This is a genomic window from Gibbsiella dentisursi, assembly GCF_039539505.1.
Lineage (GTDB): Bacteria > Pseudomonadota > Gammaproteobacteria > Enterobacterales > Enterobacteriaceae > Gibbsiella > Gibbsiella quercinecans.
The window spans coordinates 266,465-290,404 of sequence record NZ_BAABDG010000007.1 but is presented as its reverse complement, the minus strand read 5'-3'; the positions used below and the strand labels follow the sequence as shown (position 1 = coordinate 290,404).

The window sequence follows — 23,940 nt, the reverse complement described above, 5'->3', positions numbered from 1 at the left end:
AGGGCGGCTTGCAGCCTTACGCTTTGGCTGCCAGTTTTTCTGCCTGTGCGGCCTGAATTGCCGTCAGCGCTACGGTGTAGACGATATCGTCTACCAGTGCGCCACGGGACAGGTCGTTAACCGGCTTGCGCATACCTTGCAGCATCGGCCCGATAGATACCAGGTTTGCTGAGCGCTGTACCGCTTTGTAGGTGGTATTACCGGTGTTCAGATCCGGGAAGATGAACACGGTAGCCTGGCCGGCAACCGGTGAGTTCGGCGCTTTGGATTTGGCAACGTCAGCCATGATCGCGGCGTCATACTGCAGCGGGCCGTCGATGATCAGATCCGGGCGTTTTTCCTGCGCCAGGCGGGTGGCTTCGCGCACTTTATCAACGTCGCTGCCGGCGCCGGAGTTGCCGGTAGAGTAAGAGATCATCGCTACACGTGGTTCGATGCCGAACGCCGCGGCGGAATCTGCAGACTGGATGGCAATTTCAGACAGCTGTTCAGCGGTCGGATCCGGGTTGATCGCGCAGTCGCCGTAGACCAGAACCTGATCCGGCAGCAGCATGAAGAACACGGAAGACACCAGCGAGCTGCCCGGCGCGGTTTTGATCAACTGCAGCGGTGGGCGGATGGTGTTGGCGGTGGTGTGAACCGCGCCGGAAACCAGGCCGTCCACTTCGCTTTTTTCCAGCATCAGGGTGCCGAGCACCACGTTGTCTTCCAACTGCTCGCGGGCAACCACTTCGGTCATGCCCTTGCTCTTGCGCAGTTCAACCAGACGCGGCACGTAGTTTTCACGCACCTGTACCGGATCGACAATCTCAATCCCTTTGCCCAGTTCAACGCCTTGCGCGGCGGCTACGCGCTGGATTTCATCCGGGTTGCCCAGCAGCACGCAGTGTGCGATGCCGCGTTCGGCGCAGATGGCGGCCGCTTTCACGGTGCGCGGTTCGTCACCTTCCGGCAGGACGATGCGTTTGCCGGCCTGGCGCGCCAGTTCGGTCAGCTCGTAACGGAATGCCGGCGGCGACAGGCGGCGTGAACGCTCAGAGGTGGCGGTCAGCGTGTCGATCCACGCGCTGCTGATGTGGCTGGCCACGTAGTTCTGGACTTTCTCAACGCGCTGATGGTCATCCGGCGGCACTTCCAGGTTGAAGCTTTGCAGACTCAGCGAGGTTTGCCAGGTGTTGGTGTCGACCATCAGCACCGGCAGGCCGGTTTCGAAGGCGCGTTCGCACAGTTTTTTGATGGCGCCGTCGATTTCGTAGCCGCCCGTCAGCAGCAGTGCGCCGATTTCAACGCCGTTCATCGCTGCCAGGCAGGCGGAAACCAGCACGTCCGGGCGGTCTGCAGAGGTTACCAGCAGGGAGCCGGGGCGGAAGTGTTCCAGCATGTGCGGGATGCTGCGTGCGCAGAACGTCACGGACTTCACGCGGCGGGTCATGATGTCGCCTTCGTTGATCACGCGTGCATTCAGGTGGCGTGCCATATCAATCGCGCGGGTGGCGATCAGATCGAAGCTCCACGGGATGCAGCCCAGCACCGGCAGCGGGCTGTTAGCGAACAGCTGTGAGGGATCGACGTTGGCCACGTTGGCCTTGCTGGAATCATCGAAGATTTCAGACAGATCGGGGCGGGTGCGGCCCTGTTCGTCAACCGGCGCGTTCAGTTTATTGATGATAACGCCGGTGATGTTTTTGTTTTTGCTGCCGCCAAAGCTGCTGCGCGCCAGTTCGATGCGCTCGGTCAGCTGTGCCGGGGAGTCATTGCCCAACGCCAGCACGAAGACGATTTCGGCATTCAGGGTTTTGGCGATTTCATAGTTCAGCGCGTTGGCGAACTGGTGTTTACGGGTCGGCACCAGGCCTTCGATCAGCACCACTTCGGCATCTTTGGTGTTCTCGTGGTAGCGCGCTACGATCTCTTCCATCAACTCGTCCTGCTGGTTGCTGCTCAGCAGGCTTTCAACGTAGCTCATGCGCAGCGGTTCGGCCGCTGGGATGCTGGAGTTGCTACGGATAATAGTGGTGGTTTGATCCAGCGTATCGGCACCGCTGCGTGGCTGCGCGATAGGTTTGAATACGCTCAGACGAACGCCTTTTTGCTCCATGGAGCGAATGACGCCCAGGCTGACGCTGGTCAGGCCGACGCTGGTGCCGGTAGGGATCAACATGATTATACGTGACACAGAATAGTCCTCTTCACGGGTTTATTCGGCATGGCTACGCGGGGAAGGAACGCCCACCGGCCAATGCAAGTCCTGAAACAGCACCGCCAGCGGTTGGAGGCGGCTGGCGGTGCTGGGGGATTAAGCGGTCAGACGGTTGGCGTCTTGCGCGATGACCAATTCTTCATTGGTCGGGATGACCAGTGCCAGACGGCTGCCATCTTTGGTGATCGCGCCAGCGTTGCCGAAGCGGGCCGCCATGTTGCGTTCGTGGTCCACTTCAAAGCCCATCAGGCCCAGTTTGTTCAGCGTCAGTTCGCGCACCATACCGGCGTTTTCACCGATGCCACCGGTGAAGATAACCGCGTCCAGGCGGCCTTCCATCAGCGCGCCATAGGCGCCGATGTATTTGGCCAGGCGGTGGCAGAAGACATCCATCGCACGCTTGGCGTCTTCTTTGCTGGCGTAGTTATCTTCAACGTAACGGCAGTCGCTGGTGACTTCGGTCAGGCCCAGCAGGCCGGATTCTTTGGTCAGCAGCTTGTTGATCTGGTCGATGCTCATGCCCAGCGTGTCGTGCAGGTGGAAGATGATCGCCGGATCGATGTCGCCGCTGCGGGTACCCATCACCAGGCCTTCCAGCGGGGTCAGCCCCATGGAGGTATCAACACACTTACCGTTGCGCACCGCCGTAACCGAACCGCCGTTGCCGAGGTGGCAGGTGATCAGGTTAACCTCTTCAACCGGCTTGTTCAGCATTTTCGCGGCTTCCTGAGTCACGTAAAAGTGGCTGGTGCCGTGAGCGCCGTAACGGCGCACGCCGTGATCGCGGTATAGGCTGTACGGCAGGGCATACAGGTAAGATTCTTCCGGCATGGTTTGATGGAACGCGGTGTCGAACACGGCAACGTTCTTATCGGCCAGTTTAGGGAAAGATTTCAGCGCTTCGGCGATGCCGATCAGGTGAGCTGGGTTGTGCAGTGGTGCAAAAGGTACGGAATCTTTGATACCCTGAAGCACTTCGTCATTGATCACCGCAGAGGCCGTGAATTTTTCACCGCCGTGTACGATACGGTGACCGATCGCCGTCAGATTGGCGGACAGCTCAGGTTTTTGGGCCAGGATCGTGTTAACAATGAAGTTGAGCGCTTCGCTGTGTGCCGCACCGGCACCCAATGCCGCTTCCTGCTTGCTACCGTCCATTTTCCACTTGATGCGGGCTTCTGGCAGGTGGAAACACTCGGCCAAGCCAGAGAGGTGTTCTTCACCGTTGGTTGCATCAATAATGGCGAACTTCAGGGAAGAACTGCCGCAGTTAAGAACCAGTACTAGCTTACTCGACATGGAAGTACCTACTTAATAGTTTGTGTTGTTAAAGGGAGACCCAAAACAATGGTGAATAAACCGTCAATCAGACAACAAGCGTAGCGCAGAGTGCCGTTGACATTTATGATTAACATCATGTGGGTGAAGCAAAGCACATGATGATGGAAAAACCGGAGATTTCTCTGCGGTTTAAATAATCTACGTTTTTATTGGGCTAAACGGTGGCGATAAAAAAGCCATCTTTTAACCGGCCAAAAGGCCGGCTTAGCATACCGATAGCCTGCGGCAAACACAAAATAAATTTAAAGCTTCAAATTTTTTAGTAGTGACGCAGACTGAACAAACATTTTCAACCGTGAAATTGAGGTAGCCATGACAAGTAAACCGTCCGGTACTGTAAGCTGGTTTCAGGTATTCCAGCGCGGGCAGCACTACATGAAAACCTGGCCGGCGGATAAGCGTCTGGCGCCTGTTTTTCCGGAAAATCGCGTTTCGCGGGCGACGCAGTTTGCCGTGCGCTTCATGCCGCCGCTGGCGATCTTTACCCTCACCTGGCAGATCGCCCTCGGCGGGCAACTGGGCCCGGCGATCGCCACCGCCTTGTTCGCCTGTAGCCTGCCGATGCAGGGGCTGTGGTGGTTGGGGCGCCGCGCCATCACTCCGCTGCCGCCAACGCTGCTGCAATGGTTCCATGAGGTGCGCAATAAGCTGGCCGAAGCCGGGCAGGCCGTGGCGCCGATCGAAGGGCCGCCGACCTATCAATCGCTGGCCGATTTGCTCAAGCGTGCGTTTAAACAGTTGGATAAAACCTTCCTCGATGACCTCTGAGATCAAAACAGGCTGTTTCTGCAAACAGCCTGTTTTTTGATCTTGCCCAAGAACCCCACGTTAAATCAAAAAATGAGCGGGTTGTCATTTCCCCTTTTCTTGCGCTGTGCGATGCTTGCGCCATTATTCAGCACCGAGGAAAGTATGATGGAAATGACGAATGCCCAGCGCCTGATTCTGTCTAATCAGTACAAAATGATGTCGATGCTTGATCCAGACAATGCGGAACGCTATCGCCGCTTGCAAACCATTATTGAACGCGGTTTTGGCTTACAGTTGCGTGAGCTGGATCGGGATTTTGGTGAAATGAGCGAAGAGGTGTGCCGTACAATTATCAATATTATGGAAATGCACCATGCGCTTCAGGTTTCATGGGAAAACCTCAAGGATAAACAGGGTGTTGAACCGCGTCGTTTGGAATTCCTCGGTTTTGATGCGGCCACGGAGGCGCGTTATCTGAGCTACGTGCGTTTTCTGGTCAACACGGAAGGGCGTTATACTCACTTTGATTCCGGCAGCCACGGCTTTAATGCCCAAACCAAGATGTGGGAAAAATACCAGCGTATGCTGGCCATTTGGCTCTCTTGCCCACGCCAGTATCACCTGAGCGCTGTGGAGATCGCGCAAATCATCAATGCCTGAGTATACAAAGAGGTTTTCTGTGGAGTGTAAGGGTTTTCTATTTGATCTTGATGGAACGTTGGTGGATTCATTACCTGTTGTAGAGCGCGCCTGGAGCAACTGGGCCAAGGGTCGCGGCCTTGATGTGCAGGAGGTGTTGGATTTTATTCATGGTAAACAGGCGATCACTTCGCTGCGCCATTTTATGCTGGGCGCCAGCGAAGCGGACATTCAGCATGAACACGCGGTGCTTGAGCAGGTGGAAGCGCAGGATACCGATGGCGTCCACGCGTTGCCGGGGGCGGCAGCGCTGCTGGCGCGTTTGAATACGCTTGACATCCCTTGGGCGATCGTCACCTCCGGCTCGGTGCCGGTAGCCACTTCGCGGCTGGCCGCCAGCGGGTTGCCGCGCCCGGCGGTGTTTATCACCGCAGAACAGGTACAGCGCGGTAAACCGGAGCCGGATCCCTATCTGCTGGGCGCTGAACGGCTGGGCCTGGCGCCGCAGGCGTGCGTGGTGGTGGAAGACGCTGCGGCCGGTATCCTTTCCGGGCTGGCGGCCGGCTGCCAGGTGATCGCAGTGAATGCGCCGGCGGAGGCGCCGAAGTTGGATCAGGTCGCGCTGGCGTTGTCTTCGCTGGCGCAGTTACAGGTTGGCAAGCTGGCGCAGGGCGCCCGTATCGACGTGGTGCGCTAAGCGCTATCGGTAATCTGTAGACAAATTGATTGTACCCCGCATTTGCGGGGTTTTTTTATGCTATTTTTTAGGCCTTTGGATCACGATCATATGGGAACGCTGTGAACGGTGAATTACTGTGGGTATTGAGTTTATTGCTGGTGGCCATTGTACTGTTCACCACTAACAAACTACGCATGGACGTGGTGGCGTTATTGGTGATCGTCGCTTTTGTACTGAGCGGCACATTGACCTTGCAAGAGGCCATGGCCGGCTTTAGCGATCCCAACGTGATTTTGATCGCGGCCCTGTTCGTGATTGGCGAGGGGCTGGTGCGCACCGGCGTGGCTTACCAAGTGGGGGACTGGCTGGTCAAGGTGGCCGGCAGCAGCGAAACCAAAATGCTGGCGTTGTTGATGGCGACGGTGGCGGGCCTGGGGGCATTTATGAGCTCGACCGGCGTGGTGGCGATCTTCATCCCGGTGGTGTTGAGCGTGGCGGCGCGGATGAAAACCGCGCCCGGCAGGTTGATGATGCCGTTGAGCTTTGCCGGCCTGATCAGCGGCATGATGACGCTGGTGGCAACGCCGCCGAATATGGTGGTGAACAGTGAGCTGGTGCGTGAAGGCGCCCACGGCTTTGGTTTTTTCGATTTTACGCCGGTCGGCGTGCTGGTGCTGTTGTTGGGCATCGGCTATATGCTGATAGCACGCCGCTGGCTGGGCAATGATGATGGGGAAAGCGCGCGCGAAACCTGGCAGCGGCGCACCTTTCGCGATTTGATCCGTGATTACAAGCTGAGCGGCCGCGCGCGCCGTTTGGCGATCCGCAGCGGTTCGCCGCTGGTCGGCCATTCGCTGGATGAACTGCATCTGCGCGCCCGCTATGGGGCGAACGTGGTGGGGATCGAACGCTGGAAGCGCTTTCGGCGTGTGATGATCAGCGCTTCCGGCAGCACCGAACTGCGCGAGCGCGACGTATTGCTGATCGATATGTCGGACAGCGACGTCGATCTGCGCCAGTTCTGTAGCGAACAACTGTTGGAGCCGATGGTGCTGCGTGGGGATTACTTTTCCGAGCAGGCGCGCAATGTGGGCATGGCGGAGGTATCGCTGATCCCGGATTCCGCCCTGTTGGGCAAAAGCCTGCGCGAAACGGTATTCCGTACCCGCTACGATCTGAATGTGGTGGGCATTCGCCGCAACGGCGAGGCGCTGGCGGGCAAACTGGTGGATGAGCCGCTGCAGTTTGGCGATATTTTGCTGGTGATTGGCGACTGGAAAGCGATCCGCCAACTGCAGGCCGAAACCCACGACTTTATCGTGCTCAACCTGCCGGCGGAAGTGGACGAAGTCGCGCCGGCCATCACCCAGGCGCCTCACGCCTTGTTTTGCCTGGCGCTGATGGTGGCGATGATGCTGACCGATGAAATCCCCAATCCGATTGCGGCGCTGATCGCCTGTCTGTTGATGGGGCAGTTCCGCTGCATCGATATGGAGAGCGCCTATAAATCCATCCATTGGCCCAGTGTGATCCTGATCGTGGGGATGATGCCGTTCGCCCAGGCGCTGCAAAAAACCGGTGGGGTGGATTTGATCGTCCATGGGCTGATGGACGTGGCCGGCAGCATGGGGCCGCGGGTGATGCTGGTGTGCCTGTTCGTGCTGTGCGCCACCATTGGCCTGTTTATCTCGAACACTGCCACGGCGGTGTTGATGGCGCCGATCGCCATTGCCGCCGCGCGGGAAATGGGCGTCTCCCCGTATCCGTTCGCCATGATTATCGCCATTGCGGCATCGGCGGCATTTATGACGCCGGTTTCCTCGCCGGTTAACACGCTGGTGCTGGGGCCGGGCAACTACAAGTTCGGCGATTTTGTGCGGATGGGCGTGCCCTTTACCCTGTTGGTGATGCTGGTCAGCGTGGTGGTGGTGCCGTGGCTGTACGGCTTTTAGCGGCTGGCCCGGCGGCGTGCCGGGCAGAAGGTGGGTTACAGCGGCGAATCCAGGCTGATTTCGTCCAGCGAGAGGCTGAAGCTTGGGATAAACACCGCCATGAAATAATCCATTTCCGGGCTGTTGCGCTGCTGTAAGGTTTTTTCCAGGCGCGCCTTGGCCAGTTTGAATTCATTGTTGCCGGCAGACAGTTCCTCCAGGCACTTCAGGTAGGCGCACAGCGCATCCGCCTGCTTGACCAGATGCTGCTCGTCTTCCGTGTAATAGCTGGTGTCGAGGATCGGCCGGAAATCATCCTGAAATTCCGCCGGGATCATATCCAGCAGCTTTTGCTGGGCGATTTTTTCGATCTTCTTATATTCATGGGCAATCTGCGGGTTGTAGTACTTGATCGGCGTGGGCATGTCGCCGGTGAGCACTTCACTGGCATCGTGGTACATCGCCAGCAGCGCCACGCGCTCCGCGTTCAGGTTGCCATTAAACTTACGATTTTTAATCACCGTCAACGCATGGGCGACGAAGGCCACCTGCAGGCTGTGCTCGGAGACATTTTCGGTACGTACGTTACGCATCAGCGGCCAGCGGCTAATCAGTTTCAGGCGTGACAGGTGGGCAAAGAAATGGCTCTGGCTCATGGTGCTCTCTTTATAACGGCAAGTGAGAGCTACATTGTGGGCAGTAGGGGCGGGTTATGCAAATCTTGTGGTGCGATCGGGCCGGCATAAGGGGCGCAGTGCCTGCGCCCCTGTGCGGCGTTACAGCTGGCGGTAGTGTTCCAGGAAACGCCCCAGCTTGCCGACGGCCATTTCCAGATCGTCAACGCGCGGCAGGGTGACAATGCGTACGTGATCCGGGTAAGGCCAGTTGAAGGCGCTGCCCTGCACCAACAGCACTTTCTCCTGCAGCAGCAGATCCAGCACCATTTTCTGGTCGTCGTGGATATTAAAGCGCTTGGCATCGATACGCGGGAACATATACAGCGCCCCCTCGGGTCTCACGCACGAAACGCCGGGGATGTCGTTGAGCAATTCCCAGGTGCGGTTGCGCTGTTCATACAGGCGGCCGCCTGGCTGAATGAATTCGCTGATGCTCTGATAGCCGCCCAGCGCCGTCTGGATGGCGTGCTGCATCGGGACGTTGGCGCACAGGCGCATCGAGGCCAGCATTTCCAGCCCTTCAATGTAACCTTTGGCGTGTTTTTTCGGCCCGTTGAGCACCATCCAGCCCTGACGGAAGCCCGCGACGCGGTAGGTCTTGGACAGCCCGTTAAAGGTGACGGTGAGTAAATCCGGCGCCAGCGCGGCGATCGAATGGTGTTCCGCTTCATCGTAGAGGATCTTGTCGTAGATCTCGTCGGCGAAGATGATCAGATTATGCTCGCGGGCAATATCGACGATCTGTTCCAGCAGCGCCTTGCTGTACACCGCGCCGGTTGGGTTGTTCGGGTTAATGATCACGATGCCGCGGGTGCGCGGGGTGATCTTGCTGCGGATATCGTCAAGATCGGGGAACCAGCCGGCCTGCTCGTCGCACAGATAGTGCACCGCATTGCCGCTGGAAAGCGAAACCGCAGCGGTCCACAGCGGGTAATCGGGCGCCGGCACCAGCATCTCGTCACCGCTATTGAGCAGCGCTTGCATCGACTGGACGATCAGTTCAGAAACGCCGTTGCCGATATAGATATCTTCCACGGTCACTTCACGCATGCCGCGCGCCTGGTAGTGCTGCATGATCGCCTTACGGGCGGAATACAGCCCCTTGGAATCGCAATAGCCCTGGGCCGTAGGCAGATTGCGGATCACGTCGACCAGGATTTCATCCGGGGCTTCAAAGCCGAAAGGCGCGGGGTTGCCGATGTTCAGTTTGAGGACTTTGTTGCCTTCTTCTTCAAGGCGTTTTGCTTCTTTAAGCACCGGACCGCGAATGTCATAACAGACGTTGTCCAGTTTGCTGGATTTCTCAATGGGGGACATAGAATGTTGAGCCTTATTACTGGAAGCGGGGGCTCCTACCGTGGAACTCCGCAATCCGCACAATGTACTCCTGCCGCCGGTGCTTTTGAAGAGTTCCAGGCACCTTCGACGTAAAAAATCTGCCGAAAGGGCGACTGTAGCGATGATAAGTCTGAATGAATTTATTTTATGGTTATAATCACCAAGATTACGCCTGTTTTCGGTTGTTTTCTGCGGCGTCGCCGGCGCGGCGGGCTGAAGGCGGCGCTATAGTCCTCGCCGGAAAAGTATGAGAGAATGCTTAATTACATTAATATAACTTAACTATTTAGGGTTATATTGATTGCGGTAAACGCTAACGTGTGCCGGATCGTAAACGGTTATTCATTGAATCGGCGGCGTTAGCCGGCCGTTATGGCGATTCCTTTTTCGTTGTCGTTGCCTGAAGAATCTCTGCCGCTGCGGCAATCATGCTGTTTTTGGCGCCGTTGCGCACGAATAGCATGGAAAAAGGAACAGACAACTACGTAAAATCCTTTTGATAACGTATTGTTAATGGTTTTAAGCGTGTATGTATCGGTATTTGATAAGTAATATCGATATGTTTTAGCGTAAAAGGCGATGGAGGTAACGAAATATAAGTAATTTTTTTGCCCTCCACTTATGAGTGGGGTACTGTCATATCTGGCGCCGTCCCTTTAAACGGCGTCTTAGAAATACACCAGGGTAGTTTTATAAATTAATAGAATTCAAAAAGTGAAGAACACACTATGACAAATGCAAATCGTCCGATACTTAATCTCGACCTCGATCTGCTAAGGACATTTGTGGCTGTTGCTGATTTAAATACTTTTGCCGCCGCGGCCGTCGCCGTGTGCCGAACACAGTCAGCAGTCAGTCAGCAAATGCAGCGGTTAGAGCAATTGGTTGGCAAGGAACTGTTTGCCCGCCATGGCCGTAACAAGTTGTTGACGGAACACGGCATTCAGCTGCTTGGTTATGCCAGGAAAATCCTGCGCTTTAACGATGAAGCCTGTGCCTCATTGATGTACAACAATATCAAGGGTGTCCTGACGATTGGCGCGTCTGATGATACTGCCGATACCATCCTGCCTTTTTTGCTCAGCCGCGTGACGTCCGTCTATCCCAAGCTGGCGATTGATGTGCGGGTGAAACGCAGCCCGTTTATGATCGATATGCTGAAAACCGGTGAGGTCGACTTGGCCATCACCACCGTCGATGCCGAAGGGCACCCACATATTGTGCTGCGCACGTCGCCGACGCTGTGGTATTGCTCTGCGGATTATCGTTATCAGCAGGGTGAGCCGATCCCGCTGGTGGTGCTTGACGAACCCAGCCCGTTCCGCGCTATGGCGATCAAGCATCTGGACGAAGCCGGCATCCCCTGGCGCATCGCCTATGTGGCCTCCACGCTTTCCGCCGTGCGTGCCGCATGCAAGGCGGGCCTGGGTGTAACGGCCCGGCCGATCGAAATGATGAGCCCGGATCTGCGCGTGCTGGGTTCCTCCGAAGGGTTGCCGCCGTTGCCGGATACGCAGTATGTCTTGTGCAAGGACACGCAGTGTGAGAATGAGCTGGCAATGGCCATTTTCCGTGCGGTGCAAAATGGTAACGATAGCTATAGCTTCACCAGTACCGACGTGGGCGCCAAGGATGATAGCGGCGCCGCCGATGCCGATGAGTAACACCAGATTTATTTTCTGGTAACACATTGCCGTGATTATGCGAATGCCAGCCGGGCTAAAACCGGTTGGCATTTTTTATGCCTGTAACCTCATTTCCCGCCTGCAGTCTGCCTGCCAGCAATATTCCCCGTCCGTGGTGTTAATCGCCTGTTCCGTTTGTTTTTCATTCATGAGACAACCAAGTAAAAACCTGGAGTTAGTGTGGTTATTTTGCTATTTTCATTCGCGGCATTGCGTTGGCTGAAAATTGATAAGCGTTGCCAATGCCTTGCACGGCTGGAGCAGTTTTTTTGCTGGAAACGTGTCTTGGATCAAAAAAATACCCCTAGGTAGTGAGTGGAAACACCGGGCTTTCCTGAGAAAATGTTAGACTAAAACCTGAATATTAATGTTGGTTTATTACTGTTGGTCGTTATACCGCCGTTGACTGACACGATTTAGCCTAACCAAGACGCATTAAGTGTTAATAAATTGCTATATATGTGAATTAACGTGAGGAATCTTTTGTTAAAGTTGACAAAAGGTTATGAAAAGGAGTAAAAAACCACATTAAAATCACTGTCTAATGTGATCTAAATGCAGTTTTTTATTGTGGTTATTTATCCTTCCCTTGAATCGATGCGGTGCGCTAACTGCCAGCCATAAGAGCAGGATGTCCGACACCGCTTTTGATGAGTAAGCAAAGAGTATGTCAACAACCACTGAAGTTATCGCCCATCACTGGGCGTTTGCCGTATTTCTTGTCGTAGCTATCGGGCTATGCGGCCTCATGCTGCTGGGGGCGTTTTTCCTCGGCGGAAGAGCCAGAGCCCGTGCCAAAAATACCCCTTATGAATCAGGGATCGACTCCGTCGGGTCGGCGCGTTTGCGCCTCTCCGCCAAGTTTTACCTGGTCGCCATGTTCTTCGTTATTTTCGACGTTGAAGCCTTATACCTGTACGCCTGGTCGGTCTCTATTCGTGAGAGCGGCTGGTTGGGTTTTGTCGAAGCCACCATCTTCATTCTGGTGCTTTTGGCCGGCCTGTTTTATCTGGTGCGCATCGGCGCGCTGGACTGGACGCCGGCGCGTTCCAAGCGTCAGGTCAAACCAGGCATCATTACTAACACCAACAGTCATCCGCAGTAACAGCGAGGCATTAACATGGACTATACGCTCACCCGCATAGACCCGAACGGTGAGAATGACCGTTACCCCCTGCAAAAGCAGGAGATCGTCAGCGATCCTCTGGAGCAGCAGGTTCACCGTACGGTTTACATGGGTAAACTCGAGCATGCGTTGCATGACATGGTGAACTGGGGGCGTAAAAACTCTCTTTGGCCTTATAACTTTGGCCTTTCTTGTTGCTATGTGGAAATGGTGACCTCCTTTACTGCCGTTCACGACGTGGCGCGCTTCGGTGCTGAAGTGCTGCGCGCCTCTCCGCGCCAGGCGGATTTCATGGTGGTGGCCGGCACCTGCTTTACCAAGATGGCGCCGGTTATTCAGCGCCTGTATGAGCAGATGCTGGAGCCGAAATGGGTGATCTCCATGGGCGCCTGCGCCAACTCCGGCGGCATGTACGACATTTATTCCGTGGTGCAGGGCGTCGACAAATTCCTGCCGGTTGACGTGTATATCCCCGGTTGCCCGCCGCGCCCGGAGGCCTACATGCAGGCGCTGCTGCTGCTGCAGGAGTCCATCGGCAAAGAACGCCGCCCGTTGTCATGGGTGGTTGGCGATCAGGGCGTGTACCGCGCCAATATGCAGTCTGAAAGGGAACGTAAGCACGGCGAACGCATCGCGGTGACTAACCTTCGCACGCCCGACGAGATTTAAGCGTGTGGATGAATGCCGACCTTGTTGCGCCGGTTCGGTAACCAAGAGCAGTTAAGCTTGCAATAAAAATGACCATTTAACGTGGTGAAAAAATTATGACAGATTTAACGACGCACGACGCCCAGACTGCCCGTCCTGTATGGGAAACCCGCGATCATCTTGATGATCCGGTGATTGGCGAACTGCGCAACCGTTTTGGGCCGGAAGCCTTTACTGTTCAGCCCACCCGCACCGGCATACCCGTGGTATGGGTGAAGGTTGAACAACTGCTGGAAGTAATGACGTTTTTAAGAAAACTGCCGAAGCCGTACGTTATGCTGTTCGATCTGCACGGCATGGACGAACGCTTGCGCACCCATCGCCAGGGCCTGCCGGCGGCGGACTTCTCCGTTTTCTATCATTTGATCTCCATCGATCGCAACCGCGACATCATGCTGAAAGTGGCGCTGTCGGAAAAACATCTGCACGTGCCCACCGTGACCCAAATCTTCCCCAACGCCAACTGGTATGAGCGTGAAACCTGGGAGATGTTCGGCATTACCTTTGACGGCCACCCGCACCTGACACGCATCATGATGCCGAAGACCTGGGAAGGCCATCCGTTACGCAAGGACTACCCGGCGCGCGCCACGGAATTCGATCCCTTTGTGTTGACCAAACAGAAAGAAGATCTGGAAATGGAGGCCTTGACCTTCAAACCGGAAGAGTGGGGCATGAAGCGCGGCACCGAGAACGAGGACTTTATGTTCCTTAACCTCGGCCCCAACCACCCGTCCTCGCACGGCGCGTTCCGAATCATCCTCCAGTTGGACGGTGAAGACATCGTCGACTGCGTGCCGGATATCGGCTACCACCACCGCGGCGCCGAGAAAATGGGCGAACGCCAGTCGTGGCACAGCTACATTCCCTATACCGATCGCATCGAATACTTGGGCGGCTGCGTCAACGAAATGCCTTACGTGCTGGCGGTTGAGAAACTGGCCGGTATCGTGGTGCCGGATCGCGTCAACACCATCCGCGTGATGTTGTCGGAGCTGTTCCGTATCAACAGCCACTTGCTGTACATCAGCACCTTTATCCAGGACGTCGGCGCAATGACCCCGGTGTTCTTCGCCTTTACCGATCGCCAAAAAATCTACGATCTGGTGGAAGCGATCACCGGGTTCCGTATGCACCCGGCCTGGTTCCGTATCGGCGGCGTGGCGCACGATCTGCCGAAAGGCTGGGATCGCCTGCTGCGTGATTTCCTCGACTGGATGCCGAAGCGCCTGGATTCCTACGTGAAGGCGGCGTTGCAGAACAGCATCCTCAAGGGCCGTTCCATCGGTGTGGCTTCCTACAACGCCAAAGAGGCGTTGGCCTGGGGCGTTACCGGCGCTGGCCTGCGCGCGACCGGTATTTCCTTCGACGTGCGTAAGTGGCGGCCTTATTCCGGCTATGAAAACTTCGATTTTGACGTGCCGATCGGCGATGGCAATAGCGATTGCTACACCCGCGTCATGTTGAAAGTGGAAGAGCTGCGCCAGAGCCTGCGTATTCTTGAACAGTGCCTGAACAACATGCCGGAAGGGCCGTTCAAGGCCGATCATCCGTTGACGACGCCGCCGCCGAAAGAGCGCACGCTGCAGCACATTGAAACGCTGATTACCCACTTCCTGCAGGTTTCCTGGGGGCCGGTGATGCCGGCGAACGAATCATTCCAGATGGTTGAAGCCACGAAAGGGATCAACAGCTACTACCTGACCAGCGACGGCAGCACCATGAGCTATCGCACCCGGGTACGCACGCCGAGCTTTGCGCATTTGCAGCAAATCCCAGCGGTGATACGCGGCAGCCTGGTTTCCGACCTGATCGTTTATCTGGGTAGTATCGATTTTGTCATGTCAGATGTGGACCGCTAACTATGCACTCTCAAAAAGACACTCACGTGAGTCACGATGCGCCAGAGCCGATTGATGCCGCGCCTTTGCCGCACGGCGCCGAGGCCTTTGCGCTGAGCGCTGAAGAACGTGATGCGATAGAGCAGGAAAAGCACCATTACGAAGATCCGCGCGCCGCGTCGATTGAAGCCTTGAAGATCGTGCAGAAAAAGCACGGTTGGGTGCCGGACGGCGCGATATACGCCATCGCCGATGTGCTGGGTATCCCGGCCAGCGATGTCGAAGGCGTGGCCACGTTCTATAGCCAGATTTTCCGCCAGCCGGTGGGGCGCCACGTCATCCGCTACTGCGACAGCGTGGTTTGCCACATCAACGGCTATCAGGGCATTCAGGCTGCGCTTGAGAAAAAGCTCAACATCAAGCCAGGGCAAACCACCTTTGACGGCCGGTTTACGCTGCTGCCGACCTGCTGCCTGGGGAACTGCGACAAAGGCCCGAATATGATGATCGATGAGGACACCCATGCTCATCTGACGCCGGAAAACGTGGTCGAACTATTGGAGCGGTATAAATGATGGATATCAAACGTACTGCCGAAATGCACCCGCTGACCTGGCGGCTGCGCGACGATCACCAGCCGGTGTGGCTGGATGAATATCGCAGCAAAAACGGTTATGTCGGGGCGGAAAAAGCGCTCAAGGGGCTGGCGCCGGAAGAGATCGTCAATCAGGTGAAAGACGCCGGCCTGAAAGGCCGTGGTGGCGCAGGGTTCTCTACCGGCTTGAAATGGAGCCTGATGCCGAAAGACGAATCCATGAACATCCGTTACCTGCTGTGTAACGCTGATGAAATGGAACCGGGCACCTATAAAGACCGTCTGCTGATGGAGCAACTGCCGCACCTGTTGGTGGAAGGCATGTTGATCTCCGCCTTCGCGCTGAAGGCCTACCGCGGCTACATCTTCCTGCGCGGTGAATACGTGCAGGCGGCCAAACACCTGCGCCGCGCCATCGCCGAAGCCACCGAAGCGGGCTTCCTGGGCAAAAACATCCTGGGCAGCGGTTTTGATCTGGAGCTGTTTGTGCACACCGGCGCCGGCCGTTACATCTGCGGCGAAGAAACCGCGCTGATCAACTCGCTGGAAGGGCGCCGCGCCAACCCGCGCTCCAAACCGCCGTTCCCGGCCTCTGCCGGCGTGTGGGGCAAACCGACCTGCGTCAACAACGTGGAAACCCTGTGCAACGTGCCGGCCATCCTGGCCAACGGCGTGGAGTGGTACCAGGGGATTTCCGCCGGCAAAAGCAACGATGCCGGTACCAAACTGATGGGGTTCTCCGGCCGGGTGAAAAACCCCGGCGTCTGGGAACTGCCGTTTGGCACCACGGCGCGCGAAATACTGGAAGATTACGCCGGCGGCATGCGTGACGGCCTGAAGTTCAAAGCCTGGCAGCCGGGCGGCGCCGGCACCGACTTCCTGACGGCGGATCACCTCGATCTGCCAATGGATTTCGAGCATATCGGCAAAGCCGGCAGCCGTCTGGGGACGGCGTTGGCCATGGCGGTGGATCACGAAATCGGCATGGTGTCGCTGGTGCGTAACCTGGAAGAGTTTTTCGCCCGTGAATCCTGCGGTTGGTGTACACCGTGCCGCGATGGCCTACCGTGGAGCGTCAAGATCCTGCGGGCGCTGGAAAAAGGCGAAGGGCAACCCGGGGATATCGAAACCCTGGAGCAGCTTTGCCGCTTCCTGGGCCCGGGCAAAACCTTCTGCGCCCACGCGCCAGGTGCCGTAGAGCCACTGCAAAGCGCAATTAAATATTTCCGTGACGAGTTCGAAGCGGGCATCGCCGTGCAGCACTTTAGCAATGCACATGCGATCGGCGGTATTCAGCCGAACAACTTGCTGAAGCAACGCTGGTAAACAGCCGCTTCCGGGCGCGCTAAGCGCCTTGCACGGCCGAATTTTTGATTAACGCCTGTCGTAAGGCAGGCCACTTGGAAGCATGCTGACTATGGCTACGATTCATGTAGACGGCAAAGAATACGACGTCGACGGAGCAGACAACCTGTTGCAGGCTTGTCTCTCTCTTGGCCTTGATATTCCTTACTTTTGCTGGCACCCGGCGCTCGGCAGCGTCGGCGCTTGCCGCCAATGTGCGGTGAAGCAATATCAAAACGCGGAAGATACGCGCGGCCGTTTGGTGATGTCCTGTATGACGCCGGCAGCCGATGGCACCTTTATTTCCATCGACGATGCCGAAGCGAAACAGTTCCGTGAAAGCGTGGTTGAGTGGCTGATGACCAACCACCCGCACGATTGCCCGGTGTGTGAAGAAGGCGGCAACTGCCACCTGCAGGATATGACGGTGATGACCGGGCACAGTTTCCGCCGTTATCGCTTTACCAAACGCACCCACCAGAACCAGGAACTGGGGCCGTTCATTTCCCACGAAATGAACCGCTGCATCGCCTGCTATCGCTGCGTGCGCTATTACAAAGATTATGCCGACGGCACGGATTTTGGCGTTTACGGCGCCCACGACAACGTCTACTTCGGCCGCCCGGAAAGCGGTGTGCTGGAAAGCGAGTTTTCCGGCAACCTGGTGGAAGTGTGCCCGACCGGCGTGTTCACCGATAAAACCCATTCCGAACGCTACAACCGCAAATGGGACATGCAGTTTGCGCCCAGTATCTGCCAGCAGTGCAGCATCGGCTGCAATACCAGCCCGGGCGAGCGCTATGGCGAGCTGCGCCGCATCGAAAACCGCTACAACGGCAGCGTTAACCACTACTTCCTGTGCGATCGCGGGCGTTTCGGTTACGGCTACGTCAACCTGAAAGACCGTCCGCGCCAGCCGCAGCAGCGCCGCGGCGAAGATTGGATCACGCTGAACGCCGAGCAGGCGATGCAGGGGGCAGCAGACATTCTGCGCCAGGCGAAGAAGACCATCGGTATCGGCTCGCCGCGCGCCAGTCTGGAAAGCAACTTCGCGCTGCGTGAACTGGTCGGGGCGGAAAACTTCTACACCGGTATCGCCAGCGCCGAACAGCGCCGGCTGGCGCTGATGCTGAACGTGCTGCAAAACAGCGGCGTTTATACCCCGGCGCTGCGCGAAATCGAAAGCTACGACGCCGTGCTGATCCTGGGCGAAGATCTGACCCAAACCGGCGCGCGCATCGCGCTGGCGGTACGCCAGGCAGTGAAAGGCAAAGCCCGGGCGATGGCGGCGGCGCAGCGCGTCGCCGACTGGCAGATTGCGGCGGTGCAGAACATCGGCCAGCACGCCAAACACCCGTTGTTCGTCACCAACGTGGATAGCACCCGCCTGGACGACATTGCGGCCTGGAACTACCGGGCGCCGGTGGATGAGCAGGCCCGGCTGGGCTTCGCCATCGCCCATGCGCTGGATGCGGCGGCGCCGGCCGTCAGCGATCTGGCCGCCGGGCTGGACAAGAAAATCGACGTTATCGTGCAGGCGCTGGCCGGTGCGCAGAAACCGCTGATCGTGACCGGCAGCAACGCCGGCAGCGAAGCGATTATCGAAGCCGCCGCTAATATCGCCAAGGCGCTGAAAGGGCGCGGGGTTGACGTCGGTATCACCTTCGTCGCCAGCGCCGCTAACAGTATGGGCTTGGCCATGATGGGCGGCGGGGCGCTTGACGACGCGCTGGCGCTGTTGGCCGAGGGCAGCGCCGATACGGCGATCGTGATGGAAAACGATCTGTACCGCCATGCGCCAGCGGAGAAGGTAGATGCCGCGCTGGCGCAGGTTAATAACCTGATCGTCGCCGATCATCAACGCACCGCCATTATGGAAAAGGCCGATTTAATCCTGTCTGCGGCCAGCTTTGCCGAAAGCGACGGCACCCTGATTAACCAGGAGGGCCGCGCTCAACGCTTCTTCCAGGTGTACGATCCCGCCTACTACGACGATGCCGGGAAAAACGTGCGCAGCATCATGCTGGAAAGCTGGCGCTGGCTGCACTCGCTGCACTCCACCTATACCAGCCGCCAGGTCGACTGGACGCAGCTCGATCATGTGATCGATGCCTGCGCCGAGGCGCTGCCGCAGTTGAAAGGTATTGTGGATGCCGCGCCGGACGCCACGTTCCGCATTCGCGGCCAGAAGCTGGCGCGTTCACCGCACCGTTACAGCGGCCGCACGGCGATGCGCGCGAATATCAGCGTGCATGAGCCGCGCCAGCCGCAGGATAAAGACACAATGTTTGCTTTCTCGATGGAAGGGAACAACAGCCCGCTGGCCGACCGCCAGCAGATCCCATTCGCCTGGGCGCCAGGCTGGAACTCACCGCAAGCCTGGAACAAATTCCAGGCCGAAGTGGGCGGCAAGCTGCGCCATGGCGATCCGGGCGTGCGGCTGATTGAAGCGGGGGAGGGCAGCCTGGATTACTTCACCCAGGTGCCGGCCGCGTTCGACGCCGAGGGTTGGCGCGTGGCGCCGTATTACCACCTGTTCGGCAGCGATGAGATGTCGCAGCGTTCCCCGGTGATTCAGCAGCGTATGCCGCAGGCCTACGTGGCGGTTAATCCGGCGGACGCGGCACAGCTGGGCGTTAACGCCGGCGCGATGGTGGAATTTAACTGCGCCGGCCAGCAGTTGCGCCTGCCGGTGCGCCTGAGCGAAGGCCTGGCGCCGGGCCAGCTTGGCCTGCCGTTGGGGCTGCCGGGGATCCCGCCGGTGCTGGTGGGATCGAAGGTTGAGAATCTGCGGGAGGCGGCACGATGAGCTGGTTAACCCCTGAGGTGATCGCCATTCTGATCGCCATCCTGAAAGCGGTAGTCATTCTGTTGGTCGTGGTGACCTGCGGGGCATTCATGAGCTTTGGCGAACGCCGTCTGCTCGGGCTGTTCCAGAACCGTTACGGGCCGAACCGTGTCGGCTGGGGCGGTTCCCTGCAGCTGGTCGCCGACATGATCAAAATGTTCTTCAAAGAGGATTGGGTGCCGGCGTTCTCTGACCGGGTGATCTTCACCCTGGCGCCGATGATCGCCTTCACCTCTTTGTTGCTGTCGTTTGCCATTGTGCCGGTCAGCCCGACCTGGGCGGTGTCCGATCTTAACATCGGTATTTTGTTCTTCCTGATGATGGCGGGCCTGGCGGTGTATGCCGTGCTGTTTGCCGGCTGGTCAAGCAACAACAAATACTCGCTGTTGGGGGCAATGCGTGCTTCGGCGCAAACCCTGAGCTATGAAGTGTTCATCGGGCTGTCGCTGATGGGCGTGGTGGCGCAGGCCGGCTCCTTCAATATGCAGGCGATCGTGGAATCGCAGGCGCATCTGTGGAATGTGATCCCGCAGTTCTTCGGCTTCCTGACCTTTGCCATCGCCGGCGTTGCGGTGTGCCACCGCCACCCGTTTGACCAACCGGAAGCGGAACAGGAACTGGCGGACGGTTACCATATTGAATATTCCGGCATGAAGTTCGGCCTGTTCTTTGTGGGGGAATACATCGGTATCGTGACCGTTTCGGCCCTGATTGTGACGCTGTTCTTTGGCGGCTGGCATGGCCCGTTCCTGCCGCCGTTTATCTGGTTTGCGCTGAAAACGGCGTTCTTCATGATGATGTTCATTCTGATCCGCGCCGCGCTGCCGCGCCCGCGCTATGACCAGGTGATGGCCTTCGGCTGGAAGATCTGCCTGCCGCTGACGCTGCTGAACCTGCTGGCGACTGCCGCGGTCATTTTGTATAACGCGAATTAAAGGGGTGAATGAACCATGACATTGAAAGAGTTAGTGGTTGGTTTCGCCACCCAGGTGCGCAGCATTTGGATGATTGGCCTGCATGCCTTTGCCAAACGTGAAACCCGCATGTATCCGGAAGAACCGGTTTATCTGCCGCCGCGTTACCGCGGCCGTATCGTGCTCACGCGCGATCCGGACGGCGAGGAGCGATGCGTTGCCTGTAACCTGTGTGCGGTAGCGTGCCCGGTAGGCTGCATCTCGCTGCAAAAGGCCGAGATGAAAGACGGCCGCTGGTATCCGGAATTTTTCCGCATCAACTTCTCACGCTGCATTTTCTGCGGGCTGTGCGAGGAAGCCTGCCCGACGACGGCCATCCAGCTCACGCCGGATTTTGAGATGGGGGAATTCAAACGCCAGGATCTGGTGTATGAAAAGACGGATTTGTTGATCTCGGGTCCGGGTAAATATCCGGAATATAACTTCTACCGGATGGCCGGTATGGCGATTGACGGCAAAGCCAAAGGTGAAGCCGAAAACGAAGCCAAGCCGATTGACGTCAAAGGTCTATTGCCCTAAGGAGCAAGCTGAGCATGGAAATTGCCTTTTATCTGGCAGGTTTGATTGCGGTTCTCGCGACACTTCGCGTGATTACGCACACCAACCCTGTGCATGCGCTGCTGTACCTGATCGTTTCATTACTGGCGATTGCGGCAGTCTTTTTCTCGCTGGGCGCCTATTTTGCCGGCGCGCTGGAAATCATCGTCTACGCGGGCGCCATTATGGTGCTGTTCGTGTTCGTGGTGATGATGCTGAACCTGGGCAGTGCGGTGCAGCAGCAGGAACGCGAATGGCTGCGGCCGGTGGTCTGGATCGGCCCCGGCGTGCTGTCGCTGTTGCTGTTGGCGGTATTGATTGTGGCCATTCGCAGCGTGTCCGATCAGGGCATCAGCGGCGATATGGTGGATGCCAAAGCGGTGGGGATCAGCCTGTTCGGCCCTTACGTGCTGGCGGTGGAGCTGGCCTCAATGCTGCTGTTGGCGGGGTTGGTTGTTGCCTTCCACATTGGCCGTGAACACAAACCGGGCGAGGTATTGAGCAATGCCACCGCCGGTGGCGAAATGGCGAGAAGAAAATCGGAGGAACAAGCATGATCCCTCTCCAACATGGTTTGATCCTGGCGGCGATTCTGTTTGTGCTTGGGCTGACCGGGCTGCTGGTGCGCCGCAACCTGCTGTTTATGCTGATCAGCCTTGAAGTGATGATTAACGCCGCGGCGTTGGCGTTTATCGTGGCGGGAAGCTACTGGGGCCAGGCGGACGGGCAGGTGATGTATATCCTGGCGATCAGCCTGGCGGCGGCCGAAGCCAGCATTGGCCTGGCGCTGCTGCTGCAGCTTTACCGTCGCCGTCACACCCTGAATATTGATACAGTCAGTGAGATGCGCGGATGAACCTATTATATTTAACTATTCTGCTACCGCTGATCGGGTTTCTGCTGTTGGCATTTTCCCGCGGCCGCTGGTCCGAAAACACATCGGCGACCATCGGCGTGGGGTCCGTCGGCCTGGCGGCGCTGGTAACGGTGTTTGTGGCCGTCGGTTTTCTCGGTCAACAGGCCACCGGCGCGCAGGTGTTCGAGCAAAGCCTGTGGAACTGGATGGCCGTCGGCAACTTCAATATCGGCTTTAACCTGGCGCTGGATGGCCTGTCGCTGACGATGCTGGGGGTTGTGACCGGCGTCGGCTTCTTCATCCACATGTTTGCTTCCTGGTACATGCGCGGTGAAGAAGGCTATTCGCGTTTCTTTGCCTACACCAACCTGTTTATCGCCAGCATGGTGGTGTTGGTACTGGCGGATAACCTGTTGCTGATGTACCTGGGCTGGGAAGGCGTGGGCTTGTGCAGCTATCTGTTGATTGGCTTCTATTACAAAGATCCGCACAACGGCGCGGCGGCCATGAAGGCGTTTATCGTCACCCGCGTCGGTGACGTGTTCCTGGCCTTCGCACTGTTCATTCTCTACCACGAGCTGGGCACGCTGAACTTCCGTGAGCTGATGGTGCTGGCGCCGCAAAAACTGGCGGTGGGCGATCCGGCCATCACCTGGGCGGCGCTGATGCTGCTGGGCGGGGCGGTGGGTAAATCTGCCCAGTTGCCGCTGCAAACCTGGCTGGCGGACGCGATGGCCGGCCCAACGCCGGTGTCCGCGTTGATCCACGCCGCCACCATGGTGACCGCGGGCGTTTACCTGATCGCCCGTACCCACGGCCTGTTCCTGATGGCGCCGGAAGTGCTGCACCTGGTGGGGATCGTTGGGGCGGTGACCTTGCTGCTGGCCGGCTTTGCCGCGCTGGTGCAAACCGACATCAAACGCGTGCTTGCCTACTCCACCATGAGCCAGATCGGCTATATGTTCCTGGCGCTGGGCGTGCAGGCGTGGGACGCGGCGATTTTCCACCTGATGACGCACGCGTTCTTCAAAGCGCTGCTGTTCCTGTCTTCCGGTTCGGTGATCCTGGCCTGCCACCACGAGCAGAACATTTTCAAAATGGGCGGCCTGCGCAAGAGCATTCCGCTGGTCTACGTGTGCTTCCTGGTGGGGGGCGCGGCGCTGTCGGCGCTGCCGCTGATTACCGCCGGCTTCTTCAGCAAGGATGAAATTCTTGCGGGGGCGATGGCCAACGGCCATATCAACCTGATGCTGGCGGGGCTGATCGGCGCGTTTATGACGTCGCTGTACACCTTCCGGATGATTTTCATCGTGTTCCATGGCGAAGAAAAAATCAAAGCGCACGCGGGGCGGGGGATTACCCACCACCTGCCGCTGCTGGTTCTGCTGGTGTTGTCCACCTTTGTCGGGGCGCTGATTGTGCCGCCATTGCAAGGGGTGCTGCCGGAAACGGCCGAGCTGGCGCACGGTTCCATGCTGACGTTGGAAATCACCTCCGGCATCGTCGCCGTTGTCGGCATCCTGCTGGCGGCCGCCTTGTGGCTCGGCAAACGTAGCCTGGTCAACAGCGTGGCGGCTAGCGCGCCGGGCCGTTTCTTCTCCGTCTGGTGGTTCCATGCCTGGGGCTTTGACTGGCTGTACGACAAACTGTTCGTCAGGCCATATCTGGGGATCGCCCGTTTGCTGCAGCGCGATCCGTTGGACCGCCTGATGAATCTGCCGGCCGTGTTCTCCCGCTTCGGGAATCGAGGCCTGACGGTATCGGAGAATGGTCAGGTGCGGTGGTATATCGCATCGATGGGTGTGGGTGCAGTGGTCGTCTTGGCGCTGTTGATTTGGGTTTAACGAATAATTTAAACAAACGCATTTTGG

Annotated in this window: 20 protein-coding genes; 16 read left to right on the top strand and 4 right to left on the bottom strand. The window is 57.6% G+C overall.

Annotated elements, in window-relative coordinates:
• Nucleotides 1-16: 16 nt before the first annotated feature.
• Together pta and ackA are read right to left on the bottom strand one after the other, a co-directional pair.
• A complete protein-coding gene (pta, locus tag ABFX35_RS15555; protein WP_279022672.1) occupies nt 17-2,176 on the bottom strand; it encodes a phosphate acetyltransferase in 2,160 nt (719 codons plus the stop codon).
• A gap of 120 nt (nt 2,177-2,296) precedes the next feature.
• On the bottom strand, nt 2,297-3,499 hold the full coding sequence (ackA, locus tag ABFX35_RS15550; protein ID WP_279022673.1) for an acetate kinase: 1,203 nt from the start codon (nt 3,497-3,499) through the stop codon (nt 2,297-2,299).
• A gap of 354 nt (nt 3,500-3,853) precedes the next feature.
• On the opposite strand from ackA, the gene yfbV reads away from it, so the two are divergent.
• From yfbV to ABFX35_RS15530, 4 genes are all read left to right on the top strand, one after another.
• A complete protein-coding gene (yfbV, locus tag ABFX35_RS15545; RefSeq protein WP_121525496.1) occupies nt 3,854-4,309 on the top strand; it encodes a terminus macrodomain insulation protein YfbV in 456 nt (151 codons plus the stop codon).
• A gap of 147 nt (nt 4,310-4,456) precedes the next feature.
• Nucleotides 4,457-4,951, top strand: a complete 495-nt coding sequence (locus ABFX35_RS15540) for a YfbU family protein (RefSeq protein WP_095849120.1) — start codon at nt 4,457-4,459, stop codon at nt 4,949-4,951.
• A 19-nt stretch (nt 4,952-4,970) separates the two neighbouring features.
• Nucleotides 4,971-5,627, top strand: coding sequence for a sugar phosphatase (locus ABFX35_RS15535; RefSeq protein ID WP_346082118.1), 657 nt, complete (start codon nt 4,971-4,973; stop codon nt 5,625-5,627).
• A 101-nt stretch (nt 5,628-5,728) separates the two neighbouring features.
• Complete coding sequence (locus ABFX35_RS15530; protein ID WP_279022675.1) at nt 5,729-7,561, top strand: SLC13 family permease; 1,833 nt, start codon at nt 5,729-5,731, stop codon at nt 7,559-7,561.
• Between the two features lie 35 nt (nt 7,562-7,596).
• On the opposite strand, the gene yfbR is transcribed toward ABFX35_RS15530, so the two are convergent.
• Both yfbR and ABFX35_RS15520 read right to left on the bottom strand, forming a co-directional pair.
• On the bottom strand, nt 7,597-8,196 hold the full coding sequence (gene yfbR / locus ABFX35_RS15525; protein ID WP_279022676.1) for a 5'-deoxynucleotidase: 600 nt from the start codon (nt 8,194-8,196) through the stop codon (nt 7,597-7,599).
• Between the two features lie 120 nt (nt 8,197-8,316).
• Entirely contained in the window at nt 8,317-9,534 is a 1,218-nt protein-coding gene (locus ABFX35_RS15520) for a pyridoxal phosphate-dependent aminotransferase (protein WP_346082117.1), read from the bottom strand.
• 749 nt (nt 9,535-10,283) lie between these two features.
• Between ABFX35_RS15520 and lrhA the strand changes: the two genes are divergently transcribed.
• The 12 genes from lrhA to nuoL all read left to right on the top strand — a co-directional run bounded on the left by lrhA (nt 10,284) and on the right by nuoL (nt 23,913).
• Entirely contained in the window at nt 10,284-11,219 is a 936-nt protein-coding gene (gene lrhA / locus ABFX35_RS15515; RefSeq protein ID WP_346082116.1) for a transcriptional regulator LrhA, read from the top strand.
• 688 nt (nt 11,220-11,907) lie between these two features.
• On the top strand, nt 11,908-12,345 hold the full coding sequence (locus ABFX35_RS15510) for an NADH-quinone oxidoreductase subunit A (RefSeq protein ID WP_279022679.1): 438 nt from the start codon (nt 11,908-11,910) through the stop codon (nt 12,343-12,345).
• Between the two features lie 15 nt (nt 12,346-12,360).
• Nucleotides 12,361-13,035, top strand: coding sequence for a NuoB/complex I 20 kDa subunit family protein (locus ABFX35_RS15505; protein ID WP_095847977.1), 675 nt, complete (start codon nt 12,361-12,363; stop codon nt 13,033-13,035).
• 95 nt (nt 13,036-13,130) lie between these two features.
• On the top strand, nt 13,131-14,936 hold the full coding sequence (gene nuoC, locus ABFX35_RS15500) for an NADH-quinone oxidoreductase subunit C/D (RefSeq protein ID WP_279022680.1): 1,806 nt from the start codon (nt 13,131-13,133) through the stop codon (nt 14,934-14,936).
• A gap of 2 nt (nt 14,937-14,938) precedes the next feature.
• Nucleotides 14,939-15,490, top strand: a complete 552-nt coding sequence (gene nuoE / locus ABFX35_RS15495) for an NADH-quinone oxidoreductase subunit NuoE (protein WP_230472527.1) — start codon at nt 14,939-14,941, stop codon at nt 15,488-15,490.
• Nucleotides 15,487-16,836 (top strand): NADH-quinone oxidoreductase subunit NuoF, encoded by a 1,350-nt coding sequence (gene nuoF / locus ABFX35_RS15490; protein ID WP_346082115.1) that lies wholly within the window; start codon nt 15,487-15,489, stop codon nt 16,834-16,836. The genes nuoE and nuoF overlap by 4 nt, the downstream gene beginning before the upstream one ends.
• A gap of 91 nt (nt 16,837-16,927) precedes the next feature.
• Nucleotides 16,928-19,663: an NADH-quinone oxidoreductase subunit NuoG gene (nuoG, locus tag ABFX35_RS15485; RefSeq protein WP_346082114.1), complete on the top strand. Its 2,736-nt coding sequence runs from the start codon at nt 16,928-16,930 to the stop codon at nt 19,661-19,663.
• A complete protein-coding gene (gene nuoH / locus ABFX35_RS15480) occupies nt 19,660-20,637 on the top strand; it encodes an NADH-quinone oxidoreductase subunit NuoH (protein WP_095847980.1) in 978 nt (325 codons plus the stop codon). The genes nuoG and nuoH overlap by 4 nt, the downstream gene beginning before the upstream one ends.
• Nucleotides 20,638-20,652: 15 nt before the next feature.
• Entirely contained in the window at nt 20,653-21,195 is a 543-nt protein-coding gene (gene nuoI, locus ABFX35_RS15475) for an NADH-quinone oxidoreductase subunit NuoI (RefSeq protein WP_095847981.1), read from the top strand.
• A 14-nt stretch (nt 21,196-21,209) separates the two neighbouring features.
• Nucleotides 21,210-21,770 carry an NADH-quinone oxidoreductase subunit J gene (gene nuoJ, locus ABFX35_RS15470; protein WP_095847982.1) on the top strand — a complete coding sequence of 187 codons (561 nt, stop codon included), beginning with the start codon at nt 21,210-21,212 and terminating at the stop codon, nt 21,768-21,770.
• Nucleotides 21,767-22,069: an NADH-quinone oxidoreductase subunit NuoK gene (gene nuoK / locus ABFX35_RS15465; protein WP_004936014.1), complete on the top strand. Its 303-nt coding sequence runs from the start codon at nt 21,767-21,769 to the stop codon at nt 22,067-22,069. The genes nuoJ and nuoK overlap by 4 nt, the downstream gene beginning before the upstream one ends.
• The gene (gene nuoL / locus ABFX35_RS15460) at nt 22,066-23,913 is read left to right on the top strand and encodes an NADH-quinone oxidoreductase subunit L (protein ID WP_346082113.1); all 1,848 of its coding nucleotides are present in this window, start codon (nt 22,066-22,068) and stop codon (nt 23,911-23,913) included. The genes nuoK and nuoL overlap by 4 nt, the downstream gene beginning before the upstream one ends.
• Nucleotides 23,914-23,940: the final 27 nt, after the last annotated feature.